At 54.8% G+C, this 22,688-nt stretch carries 15 protein-coding genes; 12 read left to right on the plus strand and 3 right to left on the minus strand.

From position 1 onward, the window contains the following. The 3 genes from HUU59_05165 to HUU59_05175 form a co-directional block, all read right to left on the minus strand. On the minus strand, nt 1–929 hold a 929-nt coding region (locus HUU59_05165; GenBank protein ID NUO18818.1), incomplete at its 3' end, for a trypsin-like peptidase domain-containing protein. Nucleotides 930–1,361: 432 nt separating this feature from the next. Further along, nucleotides 1,362–2,780: an MATE family efflux transporter gene (locus HUU59_05170; protein NUO18819.1), complete on the minus strand. Its 1,419-nt coding sequence runs from the start codon at nt 2,778–2,780 to the stop codon at nt 1,362–1,364. Between the two features lie 134 nt (nt 2,781–2,914). Next, nucleotides 2,915–4,342: an MATE family efflux transporter gene (locus HUU59_05175; GenBank protein ID NUO18820.1), complete on the minus strand. Its 1,428-nt coding sequence runs from the start codon at nt 4,340–4,342 to the stop codon at nt 2,915–2,917. A 563-nt stretch (nt 4,343–4,905) separates the two neighbouring features. Between HUU59_05175 and sprA the strand changes: the two genes are divergently transcribed. From sprA to nadE, 12 genes are all read left to right on the plus strand, one after another. After that, nucleotides 4,906–11,202 (plus strand): cell surface protein SprA, encoded by a 6,297-nt coding sequence (sprA, locus tag HUU59_05180; protein ID NUO18821.1) that lies wholly within the window; start codon nt 4,906–4,908, stop codon nt 11,200–11,202. Then, complete coding sequence (locus tag HUU59_05185; protein ID NUO18822.1) at nt 11,202–12,083, plus strand: M28 family peptidase; 882 nt, start codon at nt 11,202–11,204, stop codon at nt 12,081–12,083. Before sprA ends, HUU59_05185 begins: the two co-directional genes overlap by 1 nt. After that, nucleotides 12,080–13,012: a hypothetical protein gene (locus HUU59_05190; GenBank protein NUO18823.1), complete on the plus strand. Its 933-nt coding sequence runs from the start codon at nt 12,080–12,082 to the stop codon at nt 13,010–13,012. The genes HUU59_05185 and HUU59_05190 overlap by 4 nt, the downstream gene beginning before the upstream one ends. Before the next feature lie 2 nt (nt 13,013–13,014). Next, on the plus strand, nt 13,015–14,223 hold the full coding sequence (locus tag HUU59_05195; protein NUO18824.1) for a hypothetical protein: 1,209 nt from the start codon (nt 13,015–13,017) through the stop codon (nt 14,221–14,223). Between the two features lie 29 nt (nt 14,224–14,252). Next, on the plus strand, nt 14,253–15,455 hold the full coding sequence (locus HUU59_05200; GenBank protein ID NUO18825.1) for a hypothetical protein: 1,203 nt from the start codon (nt 14,253–14,255) through the stop codon (nt 15,453–15,455). 18 nt (nt 15,456–15,473) lie between these two features. Beyond that, nucleotides 15,474–17,024 (plus strand): hypothetical protein, encoded by a 1,551-nt coding sequence (locus tag HUU59_05205; GenBank protein NUO18826.1) that lies wholly within the window; start codon nt 15,474–15,476, stop codon nt 17,022–17,024. 18 nt (nt 17,025–17,042) lie between these two features. Next, complete coding sequence (locus HUU59_05210; GenBank protein ID NUO18827.1) at nt 17,043–17,999, plus strand: hypothetical protein; 957 nt, start codon at nt 17,043–17,045, stop codon at nt 17,997–17,999. Then, entirely contained in the window at nt 17,999–18,877 is an 879-nt protein-coding gene (locus HUU59_05215) for a PorV/PorQ family protein (GenBank protein ID NUO18828.1), read from the plus strand. Before HUU59_05210 ends, HUU59_05215 begins: the two co-directional genes overlap by 1 nt. Before the next feature lie 196 nt (nt 18,878–19,073). Beyond that, nucleotides 19,074–19,292: a hypothetical protein gene (locus HUU59_05220; GenBank protein ID NUO18829.1), complete on the plus strand. Its 219-nt coding sequence runs from the start codon at nt 19,074–19,076 to the stop codon at nt 19,290–19,292. A gap of 241 nt (nt 19,293–19,533) precedes the next feature. Further along, nucleotides 19,534–20,469: a methyltransferase domain-containing protein gene (locus HUU59_05225; GenBank protein NUO18830.1), complete on the plus strand. Its 936-nt coding sequence runs from the start codon at nt 19,534–19,536 to the stop codon at nt 20,467–20,469. Next, complete coding sequence (locus HUU59_05230) at nt 20,466–20,930, plus strand: hypothetical protein (protein NUO18831.1); 465 nt, start codon at nt 20,466–20,468, stop codon at nt 20,928–20,930. The genes HUU59_05225 and HUU59_05230 overlap by 4 nt, the downstream gene beginning before the upstream one ends. A gap of 15 nt (nt 20,931–20,945) precedes the next feature. Further along, the gene (nadE, locus tag HUU59_05235) at nt 20,946–22,688 is read left to right on the plus strand and encodes an NAD(+) synthase (protein NUO18832.1); all 1,743 of its coding nucleotides are present in this window, start codon (nt 20,946–20,948) and stop codon (nt 22,686–22,688) included.

Below are 22,688 nucleotides of genomic sequence, written 5' to 3' on the forward strand. Positions count from 1 at the left end.
CCGTACCCGCCCCACCCGTGCGATGCAACAGCATACACTGTTCGCCAATTGTTCTCGATATCGCGATAGTACACCCCACCTCCGCTCATGCCGCCGTAGGACGTCGTGTCATATTCATATAGAATGTTTGTATTGCACGAGTCAAATGGTCCGTAACGATAGTTCAAGCGAATTCCATCGAACGGCGGCCCGCCCGGATAACCGAGACTGTGAAAGGTGTTGGTGAAAAACCAATTGTCGGTATTGTTGTAATTGTAAGGAAACCAGCCCGTGATTGCGCCAACAGGACGATCGAGTTCGATGACAGCGAGGTCCCAATTCCAGTCGTGATTGACCGCCCAGCCCGTCCAGGTAAACAAACCTGCCGAAAAAGCTGTTCCGTACGGCCTGTCCCACTCGTCAAAGGCCGGAATCACTTCAATCATATCCACCCATTCGTCAGTGTCAATGTTGTAAACACAGTGTCCGGCGGTCAGGACATGGTTCGCATCTATCAGGATACCGGAACCCTGTCCCGTGCCGCCATTTGCAGAAATGTATAGTTTGCAGTTTACCCGCCACGGAAAGGTGGACGGGTTCTCAATAATTTGTCCGACGGTAAACTCGTCGAGCGCTTCTCGTTCGTCGCCTCTTCCTCCGCCAAACGGCACGAACTCTCCGCGTTCGTTGAAGGCTTGCGGAAAGAGCTCTCTCAATGTCCCTTGTCGAGTTTCGCCAGTCAGCGCGTCACGCATAATCACATCACTCTCGCCCAGAGTCTCAATTCGCGGCGGTGTCCATTGCGGCGATTCATCGGCTGGAAGCACGATATCGGAATTGACCGATGAGAGCTTGCTTGTTGAGTTCACATCTGAGAGAAGTGCGGTGTTGCCTGCCAAGAGGGCAATAATCACACAGAAAAACCAAGCAGTCATACGTATTGCTTTCATGGTCGTTCCTTGGAGTATCAAAAATAGTGCTGCAGAATAAAAGCAAACGCCACCGCGCAATGCGGTGGCGTAGATAAGGTGGTCGTCAGGATGACGTTATGGTCGTGCGAACCGGCGAATCAGAGATGCTTGAACGAGGTTGGCAAGCCGGCGGCGCGCTCGGGACACAATTGGAAGAGAAAGTATCCATGGCCGGGAATTTCTGGTGAGTGAATCAGCTTTTCCCCGGCGTTACTCCCCCGGCTCAGGGCCGGACTTCACTCATCTGTAACAATTTGCACAATCCAGCCCAAAGTCTCAAGTTGAAATCGTCGGCGCAGTGTGTCTATGTCACGCAGCGTTCAATATGTCCTGTATCTATTCTGCATGATTGCACATGACCGAAATCACCCGCGCACTATTATGCAGGAGGCACAGCGTATGTGACCCGAATTACACGGTCACACGCAACCACGACCCTTTGTAAAACAGCCACACGGCGATGATTCCGCCCAGTGAGTGAGCAATCGTGGCTCCCCAAATCATGCCGACCGGACCCCAAGTCAGGGTAATACCGAAGACATACATGAAAGGAACCATCAGCAGCCACGCGTGGGCGATACTTAGCAGCATCATCGGACGGTTGTGACCGGCCCCTTCAAACACGGTTTCCGCACCGATGTGAATTCCCGCAAACGGAATGGACACAGCCATGATGCGCAGCAGAGCGACGCCAAGGTCGGTCGCCGATTGGATATCGAAAAATGCGGTGATAATCCACTCGGCGAAGATGAACACGAACAGCGCATACGCCAGCATAACGTAACCCGCCATGCGAATCGAATGCACTCCGGCTATCCATGACTTCACAAGCTCTTTCGCGCCGAGATATTGGGCAAGCAGCGCCGACGTCCCGAGTGTAAATCCGACCATGGACATTACACCGAAGTGCAGCACGCGGTGCGCGGCTCCGAAAATTGCCACGACGTCCGTGCCAAAGTGTGCCACAAGTCTGACACCGATGGTCATCGCCAGAGAAAAGCTCAGGATGTTTATACCCACGGGCCAGCCGATGTTCCAAATCATCGAGAAGTCTTTCCAGCCCGGCCACGGCGAGTGAAACCAGCGCACACGAATGGGTGAGTGCTTGCTCGCCAACACCAGCAGACCGATAACGACGACCAGTGAATAGGAAAACACGGTCGCAATCGCAGCCCCTCTGAGCCCCATTGCAGGAAAAGGTCCCCATCCGAGAATCAGAAATGGGTCGAGCACAATATTCGTTCCTGCACCAAGCAATTGCATCCACCACGCCATGCGCGGCATGCCGATACAGCGAAACGCCGAATAGACAGAGTATGAGCAGCCGACTACTCCTGCGGCAACGAGCAGCCACACGCCGTATTCATAGCACATGGCTTCCACCGCCGGTTCCAGTCCCATCCATGGCATGAACACAGGCATCAGAAACCACGTCAACAGTCCGAGCAGCGTGCCGACGACCATCTTCATCGTGAACGCCGAGCGAATCGCATTTTCGGAATCTTCAGTCGCGCCTTCTCCGAACCGGCGGGCGATGATGGCGTTTGAGCCCACACCGGTAATGATATTAAAGGTCATCATCATCCAATAGATAGTGTAGAACACCGTGACCGCGGCCACAGGCTGTGTGCCGATTTTTGCCAGCCAGAAGAGGTCCACCATTTCATTGAACGACGCAACCATGAAGCCGCCCATGGAGGGAATGCCGTAGGCAACCACCTCCTTCATAATGGCGCGGCTCTGTTCCCGCGGTACGGTTGCGACTTCGGCCACCTCAGGCGGCAAAGACGCAATCGGAGCGAGACGTTGCGAGGGAATTATGGGTAACATATGTTGAGAGTCAAGAGTTGAAGAGTAATTGCGCAACTTCCGTGAAGGAAGCGTGCGCGACAAAACAGAGTCCGGCGGGCAAGACAGCCCGCATTCGGTGAAATGATGTCAGGAGTTCTTTTGCCGTCGCATTGCTAAAGGTCCTCCTCCACCAGCCAGTGTCCCCGTCGAAAGAAGAGGAAGAAGATTGCGCTGCCCAGCAAATTGCCGAACGCATACCCCGCAAGCATGCCGTACGGTCCCCAGCCGAGCCATTTTCCCAACACGAGCATAGACAGCACAATCAAACCCCAATCCAAGAAAATACCGAAAATCATCGGCGGCAGATTTCGTCCGGCACCGTTGTACGCATTGGTCATCATTTCCAAAGCCGCGCGGAACGGCAGCGAGAGCACAAGGATTCTCAGAAACCACTTGCCTTGCTCGAGCGACTCCGGTTCGCTGAAGAACATCTTGACCAGCGGCTCGCTGAACAACCAGATGAGCAGCACAAATGAGAACATGCAAATCATCACCAGCCGGATGGAAATCCGTGCCGTGTGCCACGCATTCTCCTTTTCCCGCGCACCCAGATACTGGCCGACGAGTGCTCCGGTTCCCAAGCCGAAACCCACATTTATCATATGTCCGAAGCGCAAAATCCTCTGCGCCATTCCGAACAGCGCAACAACGAGTGTTCCAAAATGCGCGAACAACCCGACGACGGTTGAGTTCATCAGAGCAAAACTAAGCGCGCTGAAACCGCTCGGAAAACCGATTCTCCAAATCTGTTTCATTTCCGATTTTGGCAAATTGCGGAAGCTCCATTTCACGGGCACCGGAGAGTCATGCCTCCCCAGCATCCACACTCCAAGAACGACCACCGTGATGAACCCGACCGAATTGGCAATAGAAGCACCGACAATTTCCAGCCGCGGGAATGGCCCGATGCCGAAAATCAGCAGCGGATCGAGAATCATATTGAGCGCGACCCCGGCCACCGAAATCCACATGCCTGCCTGCGGTCTGCCAATGCCTCTGAATGCCGTATAGACTGAGAAGCTCGTCATGGCAAATCCGAAAGTGAGCGAGTTCAAGATACCGTAGTGGAAAGCCAGCTTCGCCACATCAGGTTCGGTTCCGTAAAGAGTCAAAGCGAAGGGCAAAATAGCCACTCCGATAATACCTAAAAAACTGCCAGTAAAGAACTTAAGCAGAAATGTCGCCCGAATGGCCTCGGCGGTAGGAGTGCCTCCTCCCTGCCCGTATCTGCGGCTGATGACTGCGACACTCCCGGACCCGATAATATGATTCGGGAAGGTCATTACCCATGAAAATGCGGCAAACACAGTCACTGCCGCTACGGGTGACGCTCCGATTTTCGCCAGCCAGAAAATGTTCACGGCCTCATACAAATTGAGCAGGAGAAAGCTCGCCATGGATGGAAGCCCCATATCCACAACGCGACGGTACAACTCCTTTTCCAGACCCGGAGGAGGTGTGTGGTACTCTTTGGCTGGTCCGTGGTCGGAAGTCAGCCTCTTAAGCGGTCTTTTGAGTGTAGCTTCAATAACGGAAAACATGGTCGTTCTAAACTGAAAAGCCCATCGGTTTTTAGGCGATGGGCTTGATTATGCTTAACTTAAACAAGGTTTAAGGGCGACACAATCTCCCATCGGAGGAGGATACCGGCAGATCCGTGACGTTCTTTCCGAACGCGCGGGAGCGGTCCACAGTTTGATAATTGATGAGAGTTGGGAACATTGCTTCTTGTTTACAGGGTTTCAAATTTGTGCTTGCTTAATGATACTAAACGCTGTTAAGTTTGTCAAGAGCATCATGGTAATTTAGTGCAGGGTCAATAAAGCCGATAATACTAGAGATGGGGTCTGGGTTTGGGGCAAAAAAAGCTGATTCGAATGGATTTGTCCCCCCATTCCTCTTGCAACTCTGTCCGCTTTTTGATAAGTTGAGTAATCTTTGGGTCTTCAATCAGTTATGGAGGTGTCCGAGCGACACTTGTTTAGTAAGATTTGGTCGCCGCAAGGCACAAATACCCGGGGCCGGAATCACATTTCGGCAGGAATAAACTGATCCTTCACGAAAAGACCCGGTACTCCATAAAGATTCATTCATTGGACGGAGCTTGAAGACCCCGAAGGGAGTCCTATTTCTATTCGTAGCCTGCTTCTTCGCGTGCAGCCTGACTGCACGTGCCGAGGTGGGCTTTTCGTTTTTGCTGAAGACGCAGACCTCCGCCTACTCGCTCTTTGATGAGCCGAAGCGGGGTATCAGCGTGTTCGGTTCACAGGCATTGATTTCGACGACAACCAGTGCGCGCACGGAAAGAGTCGAGTTCGACTCACTCTTCACGTCGGCACGGCTGTCGCTGACAGTCGGTCAAACCGATATTGTCACACCGCTGCTGCTCAATTACGATGCTTACAAGAACTATCGTCTAAGCTTTGAAACCCGCAAAGCCTTCAAGGACGCGACCGTCGCGGGATTCAAATCGGCGGCACAAGAGCGGTCGGGCGAGGGCATCGCCATTGACGTGCCCTTCAAAATCAAGTCGAAGACATTCCGCAGAATCTTCGGCGGTGACAATATCGGCTTGCGGGTGCAGGGAACCATCACGATTGACGGCAAATTCCGGCAGCAGAAGTTCGACGAAATTCAGGCCGCCAATCAGCGCGACAAGAACAACGACTTCAATATTGACATGACGCAGCGCTTCACCATCGCCGGTAAAATCGGTGAAAAGGTGCAGGTGGATGTCAATCAGGACTCGGAGCGGCTCTTCGACTTTGAGAATTCGCTGAAGCTCACCTATACGGGCGACAAGGACGAGATTATTCAGAAGGTCGAGGCCGGAAACGTGAGTCTAAGTTTGGGAACGAACTTGGCCACCTTCTCGGGACAGAACAAGGGTCTGTTCGGACTGAAAACGGAAGCGAAGGTCGGCGCGCTGAAGCTCACGGGTATTGCCTCGCTCGAGCGCGGTCAGAAAAATAAGCAGCGCCCCAACGAAAGCGCGCGCCGTGCCACATGGACGGAAAACGACTTTCTGCAGAACACCTATTTCTGGGTGACCAACACGACGATGGACACCGTGATTAACGGTGACACATTGCGCTGCAGTAACTATCGCGACAATTACCGCTACTATCTGAATCGTCAGCACGTCAACGCGCAGATTTCGCTTCGTGAAATCGAAGTCTGGATTCAGGATGACGGCGGCGTGCAAGGAACCCAAACCACTCGCGGTTTCGCGGTTGCACTTCAGAATATCTCACGCCTCTATTTGCCCGAAGACTCGATTGACTCCGGACTGAACGAGCAGGTCGGCAGTTGGCGGCGGCTCGTGCCCGGCAATGATTATTACTTCGAACCGAGTCTCGGCTATATTCGATTGCGCACTCCGGTTCAGCCGACGAAGGCGCTCGCCTGTGCCTTTGTGACCGCACAGGGACACGAATTCGGACAGATGACTCCTGGTCCGGAAGGCGTGCGGTTGATACTTCTGAAACCCGGTGACTTCGTCGACCCATCAAGCTTGACATGGGACCTGATGTTCCGTCACGTCTATTCGGTGCAAACCACGGAGCTTGACCGCGAGAACTTCAAGCTGAAAATAATTCGCGATGCCGCAGGCACCGGTCAGCAGGAAGAAGGTCCTCCGGGGGGAACGGAATCCTACTTGACGTTTTTCGATTTTGATGACACCGGTCCCAACGGCGCAGGAGCTCCCGACGGATTGGTGGACGACATCCCCGCCATTCTCAATTCGCAGTACGGTGAGCTGCACTTTCTCGACTTGACACCGTTCGACCCGTCCGGTTATTTCGACGTCGCCTCAGGCAGCATGATTGTGAACGGTCTTCCCGAGTTGCAGGCAAACAATCCCGGCTCGCCGTTTGTGGATACGACACTGTATTCGCGCATCTATTCGCAGGTTCAAAGCGGCGACCGGATTTGGAAGTTTGAAACTGAATTCAAGGGTTCAACGGCCAATTACGACCTCGGCCCGCTGGTGCTCGAAGGTTCTGAAGAAGTCACCTTGAACGGCAACCGCCTTGTGCGCGGCAGCGATTACACGATTGACTATCTCTCAGGACAGCTCAAAATTCTGAACGAAGCCGCCAAGGCTCCCGGCGCGGATTTGGAAATCACGTTTGAATCCGGACAGGTCTTTCAGCTTGATAAGAAGACGCTGCTGGGTGCGCGAGCGGAATACGAGTTGTGGCAGGACTCCTATGTCGGCGGTATGGTCTTGCATTTGAACGAGAAGTCTCTCGACAAGCGTGTCCGTATCGGCAACGAACCGATCCGCAACACGCTCTATGACATGGACACGCAGTTGAAGTTCCGTCCGAACTTCCTGACCGCGATAGCCGACCGTCTGCCGCTTGTGCGCACGAATGCCGGCTCCGAGTTCATCATTGACGGCGAAGTCGCGAAGGTCTATCCGAATCCGAACTCACTGACGAACGCGGCGACAGGCGACAACAACGGCGTTGCGTTCATTGACGATTTTGAAGCGTCGCGTCGCAGCGTACCGCTTGGCATGCTGCGCAAGAATTGGACGATTTCATCCATTCCGGTGGACCCCGACATAGATTCGCTGCGCGGCCGCTTCCGCTGGTGGAATCCGCGTCCCGAAGAGCAGGTGCGCGTACAGGACGTTTTCCCCGAGCGTGAAATCAACTCACAGGTGGCCGACCGCTTGCAGTCGCTTGTGCTGGAGTATGTGCCTGTCGGTGAAACGGATCAGGAGAAATTGACGAGCTGGGGCGGGGCCATGCGCTATCTCGGCGCGGGCTATGAAGACCAGTCACGCGCGCAGTTTCTCGAATTCTGGATTCAGCTTCCGCCTGAGGCCCGGGCGCAGGGACGATTGGTCGTTGATTTAGGCTCGATATCCGAAGACGCGCTGCCCAACGACTCGATGAACACCGAAGACAAACCCGAACCCGGACAGATTGTCACTTCACCGCGCAGTGAGTACGGCAACGGTGTGCTCAGTCAGGATGAAGACACCGGAATTGACGGTATTCGCGCTTCCGACCCGGCGGACTCCGCTTATTGGAACGGTCCGACGCGGCCGCCGGTGCCGTCGTGGGACGACTGGAATTACGCTATCGGCTCGAACGACTACAATTTCATCAATGGTGATGAGAACAGCTTGCGCGGCGACGAGTCATCCAATATTCCCAATAGCGAGGACCTGAACAACAACCAGTCGCTCGACCAGGCCAATGAATATTTCAGCTTCAATATCGAACTGAACTACAATAATCCCTACATCGTCGGCGGTCAGACCAACACCAATCGCTGGCGGTTGTTCCGGATTCCCATTGACTCGGACGACCCGCATGTCCGGCGCACCGTCGGCAATCCCACGCTGACAAACGTGCGCTTCGCGCGCATGTATCTGACCGGCATGGAGGATTCGACGCGCATTCAGATAGTCCAGAACGACATCGTGACGAACGAGTGGCTGCCCGAATATGTGAACGCCGATTCCATCGAATATATCTCCGTCGCGGTCATCAACAATCACGAAACCCCCGGCTATAACAGCCCTCCCGGTGTGCAGGGCGAGATTGACCCGATTACGAATCTGCGTCAGCGCGAGCAGAGCCTTGTGCTTAAGATTGAAGAGCTGCTCGGTCCGATAGACACGCTGAACAATCCCGACCCCGCGGTGCCGTCCGAGTTTTTCGTGGCAAAAAACCTCTATCAGTATATCAACATGATAGAGTACAAGCGAATCAAGATGTTCATTCATGGCGGAGGTGTGGACGAAGCTCTGTTTGAAGACGGACGCTATCAGCTTGTGCTGCGGCTCGGCGCATCGTATGCGAACACGGACGCAAATTACTACGACATCATCAAGACGGTTTACAAGGGCTGGGATTCGCGCAACCACATCGACGTCGCGCTGAATGACCTTTCAATTTTACGAGCATGGCGCGAAGACCCCGAGCGTCCCGGCTACGATTCGCTGCTCGCGGCGCGCAGCGGCCGCTTTGCCGTTCCGCTCGATACAATTCGTTTTCCGCAGGACAGTTTGGTCATCAACGGCCTGCCGTCCTTGCAGAATGTCGGCTTTATCGCACTGGGTGTGCGCGCGCTGAAGCCCTATGCGAATGCGACCAACGACGAGATATGGGTGGACGAACTGCGAGTCTCGGACATCTACAAGGACCCGGGCTCGGCGGGCGAACTCTCCTCGACATTACGTATTGCCGACCTGATTACCGCCACGGGGTCATTCACTTATCGCGACGCGGACTTTCACAACATCAACACGCGTACGGGTGACCAGAACACGACCGAAACGGTGCGCGGCTCGCTGTCGTTCAATCTTCAGAAGTTCGGTTTGGAAGGCAGCGGCTTCAATTTGCCTGTTTCCATCAATCACTCAAGCAGCGAAGCGATCCCCAAGTATGTACCGCGCACGGACGCTCGTGTGAATCAGGACAATCCCGACCCCGACGTCATCGCCAATCAGAAATCCACGACCATCACGGCAAGTTACTCGAAGTCGGGCAATTCGCGCAATCCTCTTGTGCGCTGGACGGCGGAACGGCTGACGGCCTCGTGGGACTATTCGGATACGCGCAACAGCGACTATCAGACGAAGTCGCAGACGTCCAAGACGACCAACGCTCGAGCGGGTTACGCATTTCCAACGGCTCGCGGACGCGGAATCGCGCCGCTCTGGTTCTTGGCCGGAGTGCCACTGCTGTCCGAGCTTGGCAACCCGCACATTTTTTACAAGCCGAAGCAACTGACGGGCGCGTTCGGTGCCGGCCGCACACAGGCGAGCCGCGAGACTCGAGCGGGACAGAAGACCACATCGCCGGATTTTCGCGCCACCGCGTCCGGCAATCTTGGCTGGGATATCACGGAGACGATGCAGACATCGCTGACACAGAATTTCGGCTGGACTCAGATTGAGAATGTCTACTTCAACACCGACGCGGATACGGCGTACGATTCGTCAGCGGCGCGGGCCCGTCCGTGGAAGGACATATTGAATCTCCACCGCAAGGACTTGAATTCGGAATCCTGGAACTGGTCAAACAGCTACTCGCCGCAATTGTCGAACTGGCTCTCACCGACGGTGACCTACGGCTCCACCTATAGCTGGCAGCGCAACAATCGCGGCGGTTCGCAGCAATTCAATCCCAATTTGATTGACCAGCAACAGCTCAGCAACAGCAACAACATCGGCACGGATTTAACGCTGGACTTGCGGAGTATCATCGGAGGTGGCGGGGGCGGACGCGACGGCCGTCAACGAGGGACGGGCAACATACGCACACCGGCGACACGTCCGCGCAATCCGGTAACTCCCGATTCCACGCAGGCGGATACACTTGCTCAGGAGATTGAGCGCGGCCCCGGATTTTCGCCTCTGAAGCTGCTTGCAAAATCGCTGTATCCCGTCAAGAAGGCGCTGCTTGTGCTCGACCCGGTGCAGCTCTCCTATGACCAGGGACGTTCATCGTCGCATCCGGTCGTTTACGGTCAAGGCGACCTGAGTTACCGGCTAGGTTTCACGACAGAGCCGGGACGACGTGCGTTGCAGTCGCCGGCGGATTCGAGCGGATTCACACTCACGGGTCAAACGACGAAGACAGAAACGAATGATTACTCAGCGCGCTCGGGAATCCGTTTCTCGCGGGACATTCGTTCGACTTTTGTCTGGAGCTATCGCGAGACGGCAACCGAAGGTGCGACGAGCCGCGGTGACTACGACCAGACATTTTTCTGGATGGCGGATGACAACGGCCTGACGACGGATTTGCCGTTTGCGGATGTGACGGTAGACTGGAGCGGATTGGAGCGCTTCCCGTTCATTTCGCGCGCGGCGCGCACGATGTCGGTAACGAGCGGCATGTCGAGCCGATTCAAGGAGACGTGGAACAACAATCGCAGCAACATCGCCCAGCGGGATTATACGCGCCAGTTCAGTCCGCTGATCGGAGTGAATATCTCCTGGCTGAACGCGATAGATTCGCAGATTCGCATCAATTCGGGCAGCACGTATTCCGAAGCCGTGGCGACAAACAACAAGTCCCGCACGTCCACGCGCGACGCCAACGCGACGCTCAGCTACACGATGCGCACGGGCTTCCGGCTGCCGATACTGTGGTTCGGTGCGATGCGGCTGGAAAACTCGACGACGTTCGGTGTGACTGTGGCCTATTCGACGTCGAAACGCGAAGAGACTCAGACGGGGTTGAACAGCTGGTCGCAGCGAGCCGACGAAATCTCATGGTCGGTCGAACCGAACATGAATTATAATTTCTCGAGCACGGTGAACGGCGGCGCGCGCATCAAGTATTCACAGGCCAAGAACAAGATGACCGACAAAGGTTCCAGACTGTTCGAATTCGGAATTAACGTTCAGATAGCAATTCGCGGATAATGCACAAGTTTATACTGATTTTCATGTTGACAGCATCGGCGGCATTCGCATTTGATCAAGACCGGGCGTTCATGCTGCTGAAAGCTCAAGTGGCGTTTGGTCCGCGTGTTCCGAATTCGCCGGAAGCCGATTCATGCCGCGAATTTCTACGCCGCGAGCTGAGTTTCTGGTGTGACACGGCATGGGTGCAACCGTTCACGTATAACAGCGCCGACCGGGCGACCAAGCTGAATCTGTATAACATCGTCGGACAAATCAATCGCGAGGCGAAGGATCGAGTGATGCTGTGCGGACACTGGGATTCGCGCCCGATGGCCGACCGCGATCCGGATCCGAAGAATCATAACAAGGGAATTCCGGCGGCGAATGACGGCGCGGGTCAGATTGCCATTCTACTCGAAATCGCGCGTCAATTGTCCTTGAAACCCGTGCCCTTCGGCGTTGACTTTGTCTTCTTCGACGGTGAGGATTACGGCCGCGAAGGAGTGAACGAAGACTACATCATCGGCTCACGCCACTTCGCGCGCACGCAGCCGATTCCCGTGCCCCGTTACGGCATTTTGCTCGATTTGTGTTCCGAGAAGGACTTGCGCCTGCCCTACGAATTGAATTCCTATATGCACGCACGTCCCATCATTGAAAAAGTATACGCAGCGGCAGAGCGCGTGAAGGCCATGTCGTTCGTGCGCGAACCCGGTCAGTCGGTGATGGACGATCATTTTCCGTTTCTCGAAAAAGGCATTCCAGTGGTTGATATCATAGATTTTGACTACAAGTATTGGCACACGATGGAAGACACTCCGGATAAATGCTCGCCCTTCAGCATGGGCGAAGTGGGACGCACGGTGCTTGAGGTATTGCGGACGGAGAAATTCGAATGATACGCGCCGCGGCCATAGACATCGGCACCAACACGACGCTTGCGCTGCTTGCCGAAGGCGACGGCGAAACTCTGCGCACCATCAAGGACTCGCTGACTCCGAATCATCTTGGCGAAGCGCTGCGGGAGGACGGCACGTTGCCCGCCGACGCGATTGCTCTGAATGTGGATTTGCTGAACGAGCTGGTGCGCGAATTCCGGAGCAAAGGTGCCGCCGACATCGTGGCCTGCTCGACGGCGGTGATGCGCACGGCCCGCAACCGCGATGAATTTCAGCGCGCAGTGAAGGACATCGTCGGCATTGACTTGAAAATTCTCTCAGGCTCTCAGGAGGCGACGTTAACCTACACGGGTGCGGTGTCCGCGCTCGAGCTGCTTCCGCACGAGCGGGTAAATGTGATTGACTTGGGCGGCGGCTCGACTGAAGTTATCAGCGGTCAAGGCAACGTGCCCGGTCAGAGTGTCAGTCTGGAGGTCGGCGCGGTGAATATGACGAAGCGCTTTTTCACCATTGGCGAGACCGCGCAGCCGGACGAGATAGCGCGCTTGCGGCATGAAGTGCGCATGATTCAGGGCAACCTGTTCTCACCGGAGTATCACAGCAATGTGCCGTGGATTCTGGTCGGCGGCACTCCCGTTACTCTGGCGATGTTGAAACTCGGTTTGACGCGCTATCAGCCCGAAAAAATCAGCGGCGTCGAATTGACACTTGAAGATATTGATTCCATGATAGGCCGCTTTGCGGGGCGGCATCCCGATGAATTGCAGGCCTTGCCTGCGATGCCGCCCGGTCGCGGAAAATTTATTTTGGCAGGGACGCTGCTCCTGCGCGAACTTTTCGATGTGCTGCAAATTTCCGCAGGCAAAGTTTCCGAACGTGGTCTGCGGCACGGACTGTGGTTGGCTCATTTCGGCAGACAGGAGGTTTAACAATGTGGAGAGTCGTTTTACTTGCGCTGCTTGCGTCGTTGATTTTCATCAGTTGTGATGAGGACGACCCCAAGCCGCCTGCCCTTGCCGGATCCATCACTCCTGCTTCAACGCCGACGTTTCTGTTGTGCAATTCTGACTCGCTGTACGTTTTCAGCGTGCGCGTCGAGAATTTCGACGGCTTGGATTCAGTGTATTGTGTTGTGCAGCGTCCCGACGGCTCGGAAAACGCGCCGTTCCGGATGTATGATGACGGCGGCAGTTTGAACCTGACCTGGCCAGACTATGCGGGAACTACGTCAGGCGACATCGTCCCCAACAACGGCACGTACACGCGCGCAATCTGGAGTAATCTTTTGTGCGCGGGTGAAGAGGGAACCTACCGCTTCACGTTCCGCGCCGCGCGGGCGGACGTAACGATGCAAACCACCACCATGGAGTTGGACGTGCGCTCGCCCATCGCTTGTCTGTTTAACTCTGTCGAGCACCCCACAGAGTTTGCGCAGTGTTTTGAGCCTGCCGTGATTTCTGTTGATATGAGTGAAGACCCTGAAGTGCCGCTCGACACGGTGCGCATTCAATGGCTTTCGGGCGATACGTTGTGGTGGGAAGCGGACTTGGCGCGCGGTAATGAAAATGTTTGGTCAATGGAGATTTCACCCTCAGATTTCCAATGCACACCAACGGGAACGAGTTATCGTTTGCGCTTTGAAGCTTACAACCGGTTTGGTCTGAGTTGTTCGCGTGAATCAAGCGGGCTCTCGTTCACGAACGGTTTGCCTGTGCTTTCCAATCCGCAATTGGCCGACACGCTCTATCGTCCTGTCACTCCAGGTGATTCAGACACGCTGCAATTTTTCATTCGCAACAACGATTGCGAGATGGCAGGCACGGCTTGGACGCAGTCAGTTTTTTTTGAAGTAAGCCGAGACGACACGCTGAATTGGGGAACCGATCCGAGCTTCTTTCTCCGGGATGACGGTGTACCGCCGGATGTGACTCGCGGTGACGGACTGGCCTCGTCATATTTGGTTGTCAGCCACAGCACAACTAATTTGAATAACATATACTTTTTCAAATATTACTCCATCGAGTGCTCGTCCGGTGACACGTCGGTCGCGTTGATTGACAGCACGCGCATCATTCAGTCCGGCACGCTGAGCAGCGGTAACGGAAATACTCTCGAATTAGGTATCGCAAGTTTCAAATAACTCAATCGGCCTGCCGAGGAGGTTTGGCCATGAGATGGACTTTGGGAATACTTCTATCCGCCATAGTTTTCTATGGCTGCAAAGAAGACAAGAATGAAGAACCGGTTCAGATTGTATTGCTGGAAGCTCCAACGAGACTGTCATTTATTGAGAGTATGTACGATCCGCAGCCGTATGAAACGACAGGCGTGGATTTCTCCGTAAAGCTAGTTCCGGCCGTTTCTTCGATTGACACAATCGTGTGCGTGGTGCGCGACGACTTGGGAAGCAAAATTGACAGCTTCCTGCTTCTGGACGATGGGAGCTTGCTCGAGCACTGGGACCATTCGCCATGCGAACTGCCCGTCACCGGTGATTCTGTCGCAGACGACGGAATATATTCGCGTTCCATACGGGCTTCGGAATTCACACCGAACTACAGCGGTGCGGAGATTTCATTCGGGTTTTATGCAAATTCGGGTGAAGTCGAAATCAACGAGCTGTTTCACACGGCAATAACATGGCAGCCGTGGTTTGAACTTGAAAGCATTCACTTTTCACAGGAATTGCTTCCACCGTGTGAAAATCTTACTGTCATTCAAGTTGAATTGGCGCGCGACTCTTTCGATTTTATCCGATCCGTATATTTAGGATACTGGGGTCCTGTAGGAAATGTGTACGGTTCGATGGGTCACTTTCAGCCCATAAGCGGAGATACCATTTGGCACATCGTCGTTTCTCCCGACACTTTGCCGTGGGAAAATCTGGCTGAGTCTTCCCTTGCCATCGGCGTGACAGGAGAGATAGGCCGTAATTTTCGTTTTAATCTGCACTCGTTCTATGACTTTCCGCTTGTTGATATGAATGCGGATTCAATAGTCGATACGCTGCAGATTCGGCAATTCAGCGTGCCGGAGACACTTTGGGTTCATGCGCATGCCGAGCTGTGTTGGCACCGAGTACCGGATAGAGTTTCCATGTCTTACTACGGGATAGCGATTGGTGATCACTGGCATGTGGAAAACGGCAATTCGCCGCCGATGAATGACTGCGGAATCGGTGCGGATGCGGTTGCAAATGACCATGTGTTTACGACGTTCACGTTGATTTCGGCGGATAGTCTGGCACAGGAACATAACATCATAGTACAGATGTACGGTGGGGTCTGCGCTCACCCGGAACCGTGTGTAGACAGTGACATGGCCACCGCGCGCCAACTGCACAAGATTGTCAGATTGCTTCCTCCGCAGTAATTCCTTAATGGAGGCCACATGCCTTTACTAATCATATTGCTTCTCGCCATCAACGCGTTCGCGCAATACTCACCGTTCTCGATTTCGATTGAGTCGGACCGTGCGCGTTCGCTTGATGCAGACCCAGAGCCGCGGTTGGGCTCGAATGTGATTATTGATATCCTGCCGACCAGCAATCCAAACCGGATGTGGTTTGGAACGGGCAGCGGCGTGACGCGGCTTACGCTCGATCTGAGCTCAACTATTGAGACGCAGCGCTACGTATTTCTGAATTACAGCGACGAGCAAGGGCTGGGTAAAGGCGGAGTCAGCGGATTGCTGGTGACGGACTCTATTGTTTGGGCGAGCTTCGCGTTCGACACCAGTGTCGGAATCAGCGGCGCGGGCGGAGGATTGGCTTACACGCGCAATGACGGTGCGAACTGGACATGGCTGCCGCAGCCGCGTGACCCGATTCTCGGATTGAATCGTCAAACCGGACAGGACACAATCCTCGGCTACTGGCCGACCGCGACCAATGTGGACAATATTACGTACGCCTTTGCGATGACGCCAAGCTACGTGTGGATTGTCTCCAAGGGCGGCGGCTTGCGCCGGCACGCCTACGACAGCGACTATACGGATTATCAGGACACTCTCGGTTGGAAGGTCATTTCACCTGACGGCACGCCGTTCAACACAGGTGCGGAACTTGCAGACCGTTCCTTCAGCATCACCTACGACGGTACGAATTTGTGGGTGGGGACTGCCGCGGGAATTTTCCGCACGGATGATGAGGGACAGACGTGGCAGCGTTTTCACGCGGGCAACAGCGGCATCAGCGGCAATTTTGTGACGGCGATGGACTTTCAGACTGCCACAAACACCGTGTGGGCGGCGACGTGGCGCGCGGAAGGCAACGATGAGTTTTACGCCGTCTCCAAGACATCAAACGGCGGCGGGATGTGGGAAGCGACGCTGACCGAAGATCAAATTGAGCGGGCGATTGGCCGCCGCGAAACGCCGCGCATTCACGGCTTCGCCTTCGACGGCGGCGGTGTCTATGCGTGTGATGACATCGGCTTGTGGAAGTCGACGGACGGCGGAGTGACCTGGGATTTGTTTCCGCAGATTGTGGACTCCGCACGCACGGGACATCGCCTTGAAGAAGATGCGGTCTATTCCGCTTTGAAAACTCAGACTCCGAATTTGCTTTGGCTTGGAGGCTTGGATGGACTGGCGGTAAGCTCTTCCAACGGAGCGAATTGGCACGTGCTGCAGACCGCGGAGCCGTTAACCGGCGGCGCGCGTGATGCCGATACGTACGCCTACCCGAATCCGTTTTCACCGAGCCGTTACAATGCAGTGCGCATTCGCGTCAATTCATCGGGCGGACCGGCAAAATTGACGGTGTATGATTTCGCGATGAGCGAAGTCGTCTCGCTGCCGCCGCAGACGGTGAATCCAGGTGAGGATTATCTGACGTGGAACGGCAAGAAGGACGGTTTGGACGTGGCGAACGGCACCTACTTTTACAAAGTTGAAAAACCCGGCGGCGACGTTTGGGGCAAGCTTATCATTTTAGACTGAGCGAAGGGAAAACCTAAAATGAAATATCTATTGCTGAGCTTGCTCCTCCTCTCCTCCGCTCTGATTGCCGGAACGAACGGCGGATTCGGCGGAGCATTCACGCGTGTCGGTTCGGGCGTGCGCGCGCAGGCGATGGGCAATGCGTTCACTGGAGTCGCGCAGGGACCGTCCGCGCTCTATTTCAATCCGGGCGCGCTCTCGTTTCAAGAGAATTCCGAGTTCAACGCATCCAGCCGGAGCATGGCCCTCGACCGCAGAGTGGACTATTTAGCCTTCTCGACTCCTCTGCATCCGACGACAGAGGGAAAGGTCGTGAACGCGGGAGTGGCGGTCGGCTGGCTGCACGCGGCGGTGAATGACATCGATTCGCGCGATTTTGACGGACGGCCTTTGGAAATGATTGACATGTCCTCGAACGTGTTCCAGTTTGGCTTCGGTGTTCAGTTTTCGCCGAAAATCGGAGCGGGCATCGCGGCCAAAGTAGTGTATGAGACATTCGGCAAGATTGCGGATGACGACACTCCGGTGAACGGCGACGGTTTCGGTCTCGACGCGGGTGTGTATGCCAAGCCGATTGAGCATTTGTCAGTCGGAGCGCAATTGAAGGACCTGAACACGAAGACGACGTGGAATACGTCGAATTACTGGAGTCAGGGGACGAGCAAGGCGGACGAATGGCCGCTGCAGTATCGAGTCGGCGCAGCCTATGACTATAAATGGCTGTTGGGCGCGCTTGATATTGAAGGCAGCGAAGAGGGTGAAACGAAATTGCACGTCGGAGCGGAAGCAAAGACTCCGATTACAGACAAACAATGGGTGGCAGGCCGAATAGGGCTTGACCACGACAATTTGAATTTTGGCGTCGGGCTTGGGTTTGAGTTTTGGAAAGTGCTTTCGAAGGTGGACTTCACGTACACACTCGAGAGCGTGGCACCGGATGATGCCGTGGCAGTAAGCTGGGGAGTCGAGTTCTGATGAAAATAATCATTGCAGTCATGCTGTTGAGTTCGCTGACGTTTGCTCAGACGGGTTTCACATTTTTGGAGATTCCCGTTGGCGCACGCGAGAGCGCGCTGGGCGGAGCAGGTGTTGCGCTTGTTACAGGTCCGACATCGGCGGCGCACAATCCAGCGGCATTGTCAAGGCTTCAGCATGCAAGTTTTTCGGCCTTGACGACGCGGCATTTCGGAGACACGCGGGCTTCGTATTTTGGTTTGAATATCAAGTCAGGCAAAGTGGCCTTCACTCCGCATTTTTGGGGCACGGCGATACCGGATATTGAGTACCGCACAGCACCGACCCGGGAACCTATCAGCACGTTTGAGGCGACATTTTCCGCAGTGGGAATCTCATCAGGTTTCAAGCTGACGAATGACCTGTGCGCGGGCGTCACCGCGCGCTATCTGCATTCAAAGATCCATTTTGAGAGTGCGGAAGGCTGGTCTGCAGACGGCGGACTATTGTGGAGCACACCTGTCGAGCAGCTCACACTTGGTGCGGCGGTCAATCATCTTGGGAATGTCAATCAGTACATGACGGAAGACGTGACGTTGCCGACGACGATGCGGCTGGGCGGAGCATGGGAACAGGAACTCGGCAATGCCGGCGGAGTGCTGTTGACCGCGGAAGGCGCTGCAGTAAATGAACAGACTCCGCGCTATGCCGCCGGAATCGAGTATCAGGCCCCGGAGTATCTTGCCGTTCGACTGGGCTATGTAGAAGGCTTGGAGACTCAGGGCCTCTCATTCGGTGCGGGAGTGAATTACAACCGGTTCAGAGTCGATTATGCCTTTCTTCCATATAGGGAGGAGTTGGGCGAAGGCCATCGCGTTGGGCTGACTATCGAGTTTTAGCCGATCGGACAACTGTCAATATCCGGAAGCGCTCTTGACTGAAGTTGAGGGCGCTTTTCTGTTGCCTGGTTTGCCGCGAGACGGCCTTCGTGAATTATATGTGCATAATATAAGCCATATGGAATATTTTGTCAACTCTTTGTTACTAAAAAGTTACTTTTTTGTAAACATTTGTTCATAAGCAAATTGAACGCAATTGGCATTGAACTTACGATTCGGAGCTGAAATCTGGAGAGGCATGGAGTCGGCGAAAGGCAAGAAAGTTAGAAGGATGAAGCAGGCTATGGCAGGCATGCCAGGCACAGAGATTTGCTGCGGGTTAAAGAGTTTGCTGAGATGCGGCGTCGGGCGTATGCGGTTGTCGTTCCGAATTCCACAGCGGGAAATCATCACGCTGCTGGCAGAAAAGTTGTAGCGGAGCTCTAACATTGCCCGGTTTTTTTGAGATTGTGATGAAGAAGCCTTGCATTTCGGGGGGTTCAATATTATCTTAGGGCCAGCCGTTCGACGTCGGGGCGGCTCGTCGGTTTCATTAACCGGGAGGAGGTGGTCCAGTGTTATCTAATAGGCCTATGAGGTGTGCTTCGTAGCACACCGCGGTCCGCGCAAGGCTCGTCTGTTGACGAGCCTTGCCGTTTTTTGTACATTATGAGACCGTGAAGCGATACGTCCAAAACTGGAAGGTGAAGGCACTGACGCAGAAAGCTCTCTGGGCTTTGCCGGGGGGAATCTATCTGAATGCGGCGGTGTCCAAACTGCGCGCAGGCCATTCAGCCGAGGCGGAGCTGTTGCGCAAGCACGCGCCGAACTATCTTCGCCATATGGCAGCATTGCGGCGGCACGGTTTTGAGATTTCGGGAGAGAAGACATTTCTTGAGATTGGCACAGGCTGGGATGTGAACGTGGCCTTTCTGGCACGGTTGACAGGTTTTGGCCGCGTGGTGACGGTGGATGCTTTCAGACATTTGCAGACGAAACAGATCGAAGCATGTGTGAAGCTGTTTCCGCAGCTTGCCGGGGAACTTTGCACCTCGTTTTCGCTGGATGAAGAGAGCTTAAGACGCAAGATAGATGAAGGCTCAAGGATATCCGGGGAGGAGTTCTGCGGATGGGCGGGAATTGAATATATCGCTCCGATTTCACGAGAGTACGGCGAGATAGAAACGGGTACGTGCGATGTCGTGTACTCGACGGCGGTGTTTGAACACATTTATGTCGCGGACGTGATTGAAACACTGAAGCAGATTCACAGAGTGCTGAAGCCGGGCGGTGTGACGACGCACGTGATAGATTTGAAGGACCACTTCGCCTACTATCAGCCGGGACTTCCCTACAATCATTTCCTGCGTTTCAGCGAATCGGAGTGGATGAAGTGGGCGGGAAATCCGATGTCCTTCACGAACCGACTGCTGGCATCGGACTGGGAGCGGCTGTTCAGAGATTCAGGGCTGGACGTGGTGCAGTTTGAAGAGGTGATTGAAACAAGTCTGCCGGAAATGGACAAGGGATTGCTTCACGAAGATTTCAGACATAGAAGCGAACGGGATTTGCGAGTGGGCGAGCTGCATGTCATCGCGAGAAAGCCACAATGAGCCGTGAAGAGTATTTGACGGCGGCGGGAGTTTTCTTTGAGCGGACGCTGCTTCCTGTGAAGGACATGCCTGCGGACAGGCTGACATGGCCGCTTGCGGAAGGAAGCGAGAGCGCTCTTGAGTTGTACGGCGAATTGGCACGGCGCGCGGAGCGGATGGTGCGCGCGCTTGAGCTACTGTATCATGGCGCGGACGCGGATGAGCTGCTTGCCACTCCCTATCAAGTGAGTTCAGACACAAAGCGGTCGCAGGCGCACTACCGGATCGCACACAGTACGGTAATTGCGGCATTGGAGCGTGTTCCGGAGGCGCGATTACATGAGCATAATGAGTTGCCGGAGTGGATGCTGACAGAATATCTTCAGCCGCTTGAACAGGCGGCAATACGCATCGAGCGGTGGTCGGCGGAGTTGCGCGGACGCGGTCAGGCGGGACCGACGGGCTTGCCCGTCATACAATAGAAAGCGAGCAAACGAGTGCTGTTGGGATTGGCGAATCTGAATCCAACGGTTGGAGCGATTGAGTCGAACACGACTAAGGTCATCGCGGCGGCGCGTGAATTTGCGCTGCAAGGCTGTGACATTGCCGTGTTCAGCGAGATGTGCATAGCGGGATATCCGACAGAGGATTTGGTGCTATGGCCATCGTTTGTGGAGCAGCAATGGACTGCACTGGAGCGTATCGCGGCAGAGTTCAAGGACACTTTGATGTATATCGCGGTGGGTCTTGCCGTAGGACATGATGAGAGAGTTTATAACTGCGCGGCCCTGCTCAGACAGGGAAAGATACTGGGGATTGTGCCGAAGCAGGAGTTACCCACGTATGTGATATTCTATGAAGCCCGGACGTTTACGGCCGGCGAGCGGGGTCAAGAGTCGGAGTATCGCGGTGTTCCATTCGGCGATATTTTGTTTGACACACCGCACGGCAGGCTGGCGCTGGAGATTTGCGAGGATTTGTGGGTCGAGAGCGGGCCGTTGATGTCACGCATTGAGCGGGGAGCGCAGCTTTCGATAAATCTTTCTGCTTCACCGTGGAGACTGGGAATTGTTGAAGCGCGGCGGGAGCTACTGTGCGCGCGTTCGAAGGCTGCGGGAATCCCGCTTGTCTATGTAAATCAGTTCGGCGGGAATGACAGTCTGGTGTTTGACGGTTCGAGTCTGGTCGCGGTGGACGGCGCGCTGGTGTTGGAGAGTGAGCGGTGGATTGAGAATAGAGTCGTGTTTGATTTGTCACCGCAGGCCGAATGCAAGGGTCAGAAATCCGCGGAATTCTTCAGTGAGCTGGTGCATGCTCTGACAACGGGAATCGCGGACTATTTTGCCAAGACAGGAGCATTCGAGAAGCTTGGAATCGCGCTCTCCGGAGGGAAGGACTCGGCCTTGGTGCTGCTGCTTGCATGTGACGCAGCGAAAAAACTGGGGAAGCGACCGGACGAGTTCGTGTGTGCGTTTTCGCTGCCGACCCGTTACAACAGCATGGAAACGAAGAACGCGGCAAGAGAGCTTGCGCGTGACTTGGGTGTGCGGTTTGTTGAGGATTCAATTGAAGATGCGGTGGAGACAGAGCGCGCGGCGGCCAGGCGAATGTCGGGCGTGAGCACACTTTCACCACTTACGGAGCAGAATATTCAGGCAAGAATACGCGCTCAACGAATGTGGAATTGGTCGAATCAGTCACGGGGGTTGTGGCTGCAAGCGGGCAATATGTCAGAGAAGTCGGTGGGTTACACGACGATCGGCGGGGATTTGTCGGGCGGCTATGCACCGATAGCGAATGTGCCGAAGACGGTGGTGACGGCGCTGATCTCCCATTACCAGTCGGCATTGAAGCTTCAGAGCCTTGAGAACTTGCTCAAATTACGGCCATCGGCGGAGCTTGCGGAGAATCAGGAGGACGAGCGGGATTTGATGCCGTATCCTGTGCTGGACGCATGTTTTGAGCTTTTCGCAGGTCAGAAGCTCACGCTTCCGGAAACTTACGCGGAGCTGTCGCGGCGATTTTCCGATGAGGAGCTTAGAAAGCTTGACCCGGCTTATCAACCGGGTCAACTCAAGGAATGGGTCAAGAAATTCGCGCGAATGTTCGTCGCGTCCATCTACAAGTGGGTGCAGTCACCGCAGGGTGTTCATGTGAGTGACCTGGATTTGGACCGGGAGCGCGCGCTGCAATTACCTGTGGTACAAAGTATGGAGTGGTTGAAACTCGGGGAGTTGTGA

This window comes from bacterium, from assembly GCA_013360195.1.
Lineage (GTDB): Bacteria > Electryoneota > RPQS01 > RPQS01 > RPQS01 > JABWCQ01.

Bases quoted from the DNA above. Each gene is read 5' to 3' on its own strand.
- HUU59_05170 (NUO18819.1), bottom strand. From the start codon at position 2,780: ATGTTACCCATAATTCCCTCGCAACGTCTCGCTCCGATTGCGTCTTTG.
- HUU59_05175 (NUO18820.1), bottom strand. From the start codon at position 4,342: ATGTTTTCCGTTATTGAAGCTACACTCAAAAGACCGCTTAAGAGGCTG.
- HUU59_05185 (NUO18822.1), top strand. From the start codon at position 11,202: ATGCACAAGTTTATACTGATTTTCATGTTGACAGCATCGGCGGCATTC.
- HUU59_05190 (NUO18823.1), top strand. From the start codon at position 12,080: ATGATACGCGCCGCGGCCATAGACATCGGCACCAACACGACGCTTGCG.
- HUU59_05195 (NUO18824.1), top strand. From the start codon at position 13,015: ATGTGGAGAGTCGTTTTACTTGCGCTGCTTGCGTCGTTGATTTTCATC.
- HUU59_05200 (NUO18825.1), top strand. From the start codon at position 14,253: ATGAGATGGACTTTGGGAATACTTCTATCCGCCATAGTTTTCTATGGC.
- HUU59_05205 (NUO18826.1), top strand. From the start codon at position 15,474: ATGCCTTTACTAATCATATTGCTTCTCGCCATCAACGCGTTCGCGCAA.
- HUU59_05210 (NUO18827.1), top strand. From the start codon at position 17,043: ATGAAATATCTATTGCTGAGCTTGCTCCTCCTCTCCTCCGCTCTGATT.
- HUU59_05215 (NUO18828.1), top strand. From the start codon at position 17,999: ATGAAAATAATCATTGCAGTCATGCTGTTGAGTTCGCTGACGTTTGCT.
- HUU59_05230 (NUO18831.1), top strand. From the start codon at position 20,466: ATGAGCCGTGAAGAGTATTTGACGGCGGCGGGAGTTTTCTTTGAGCGG.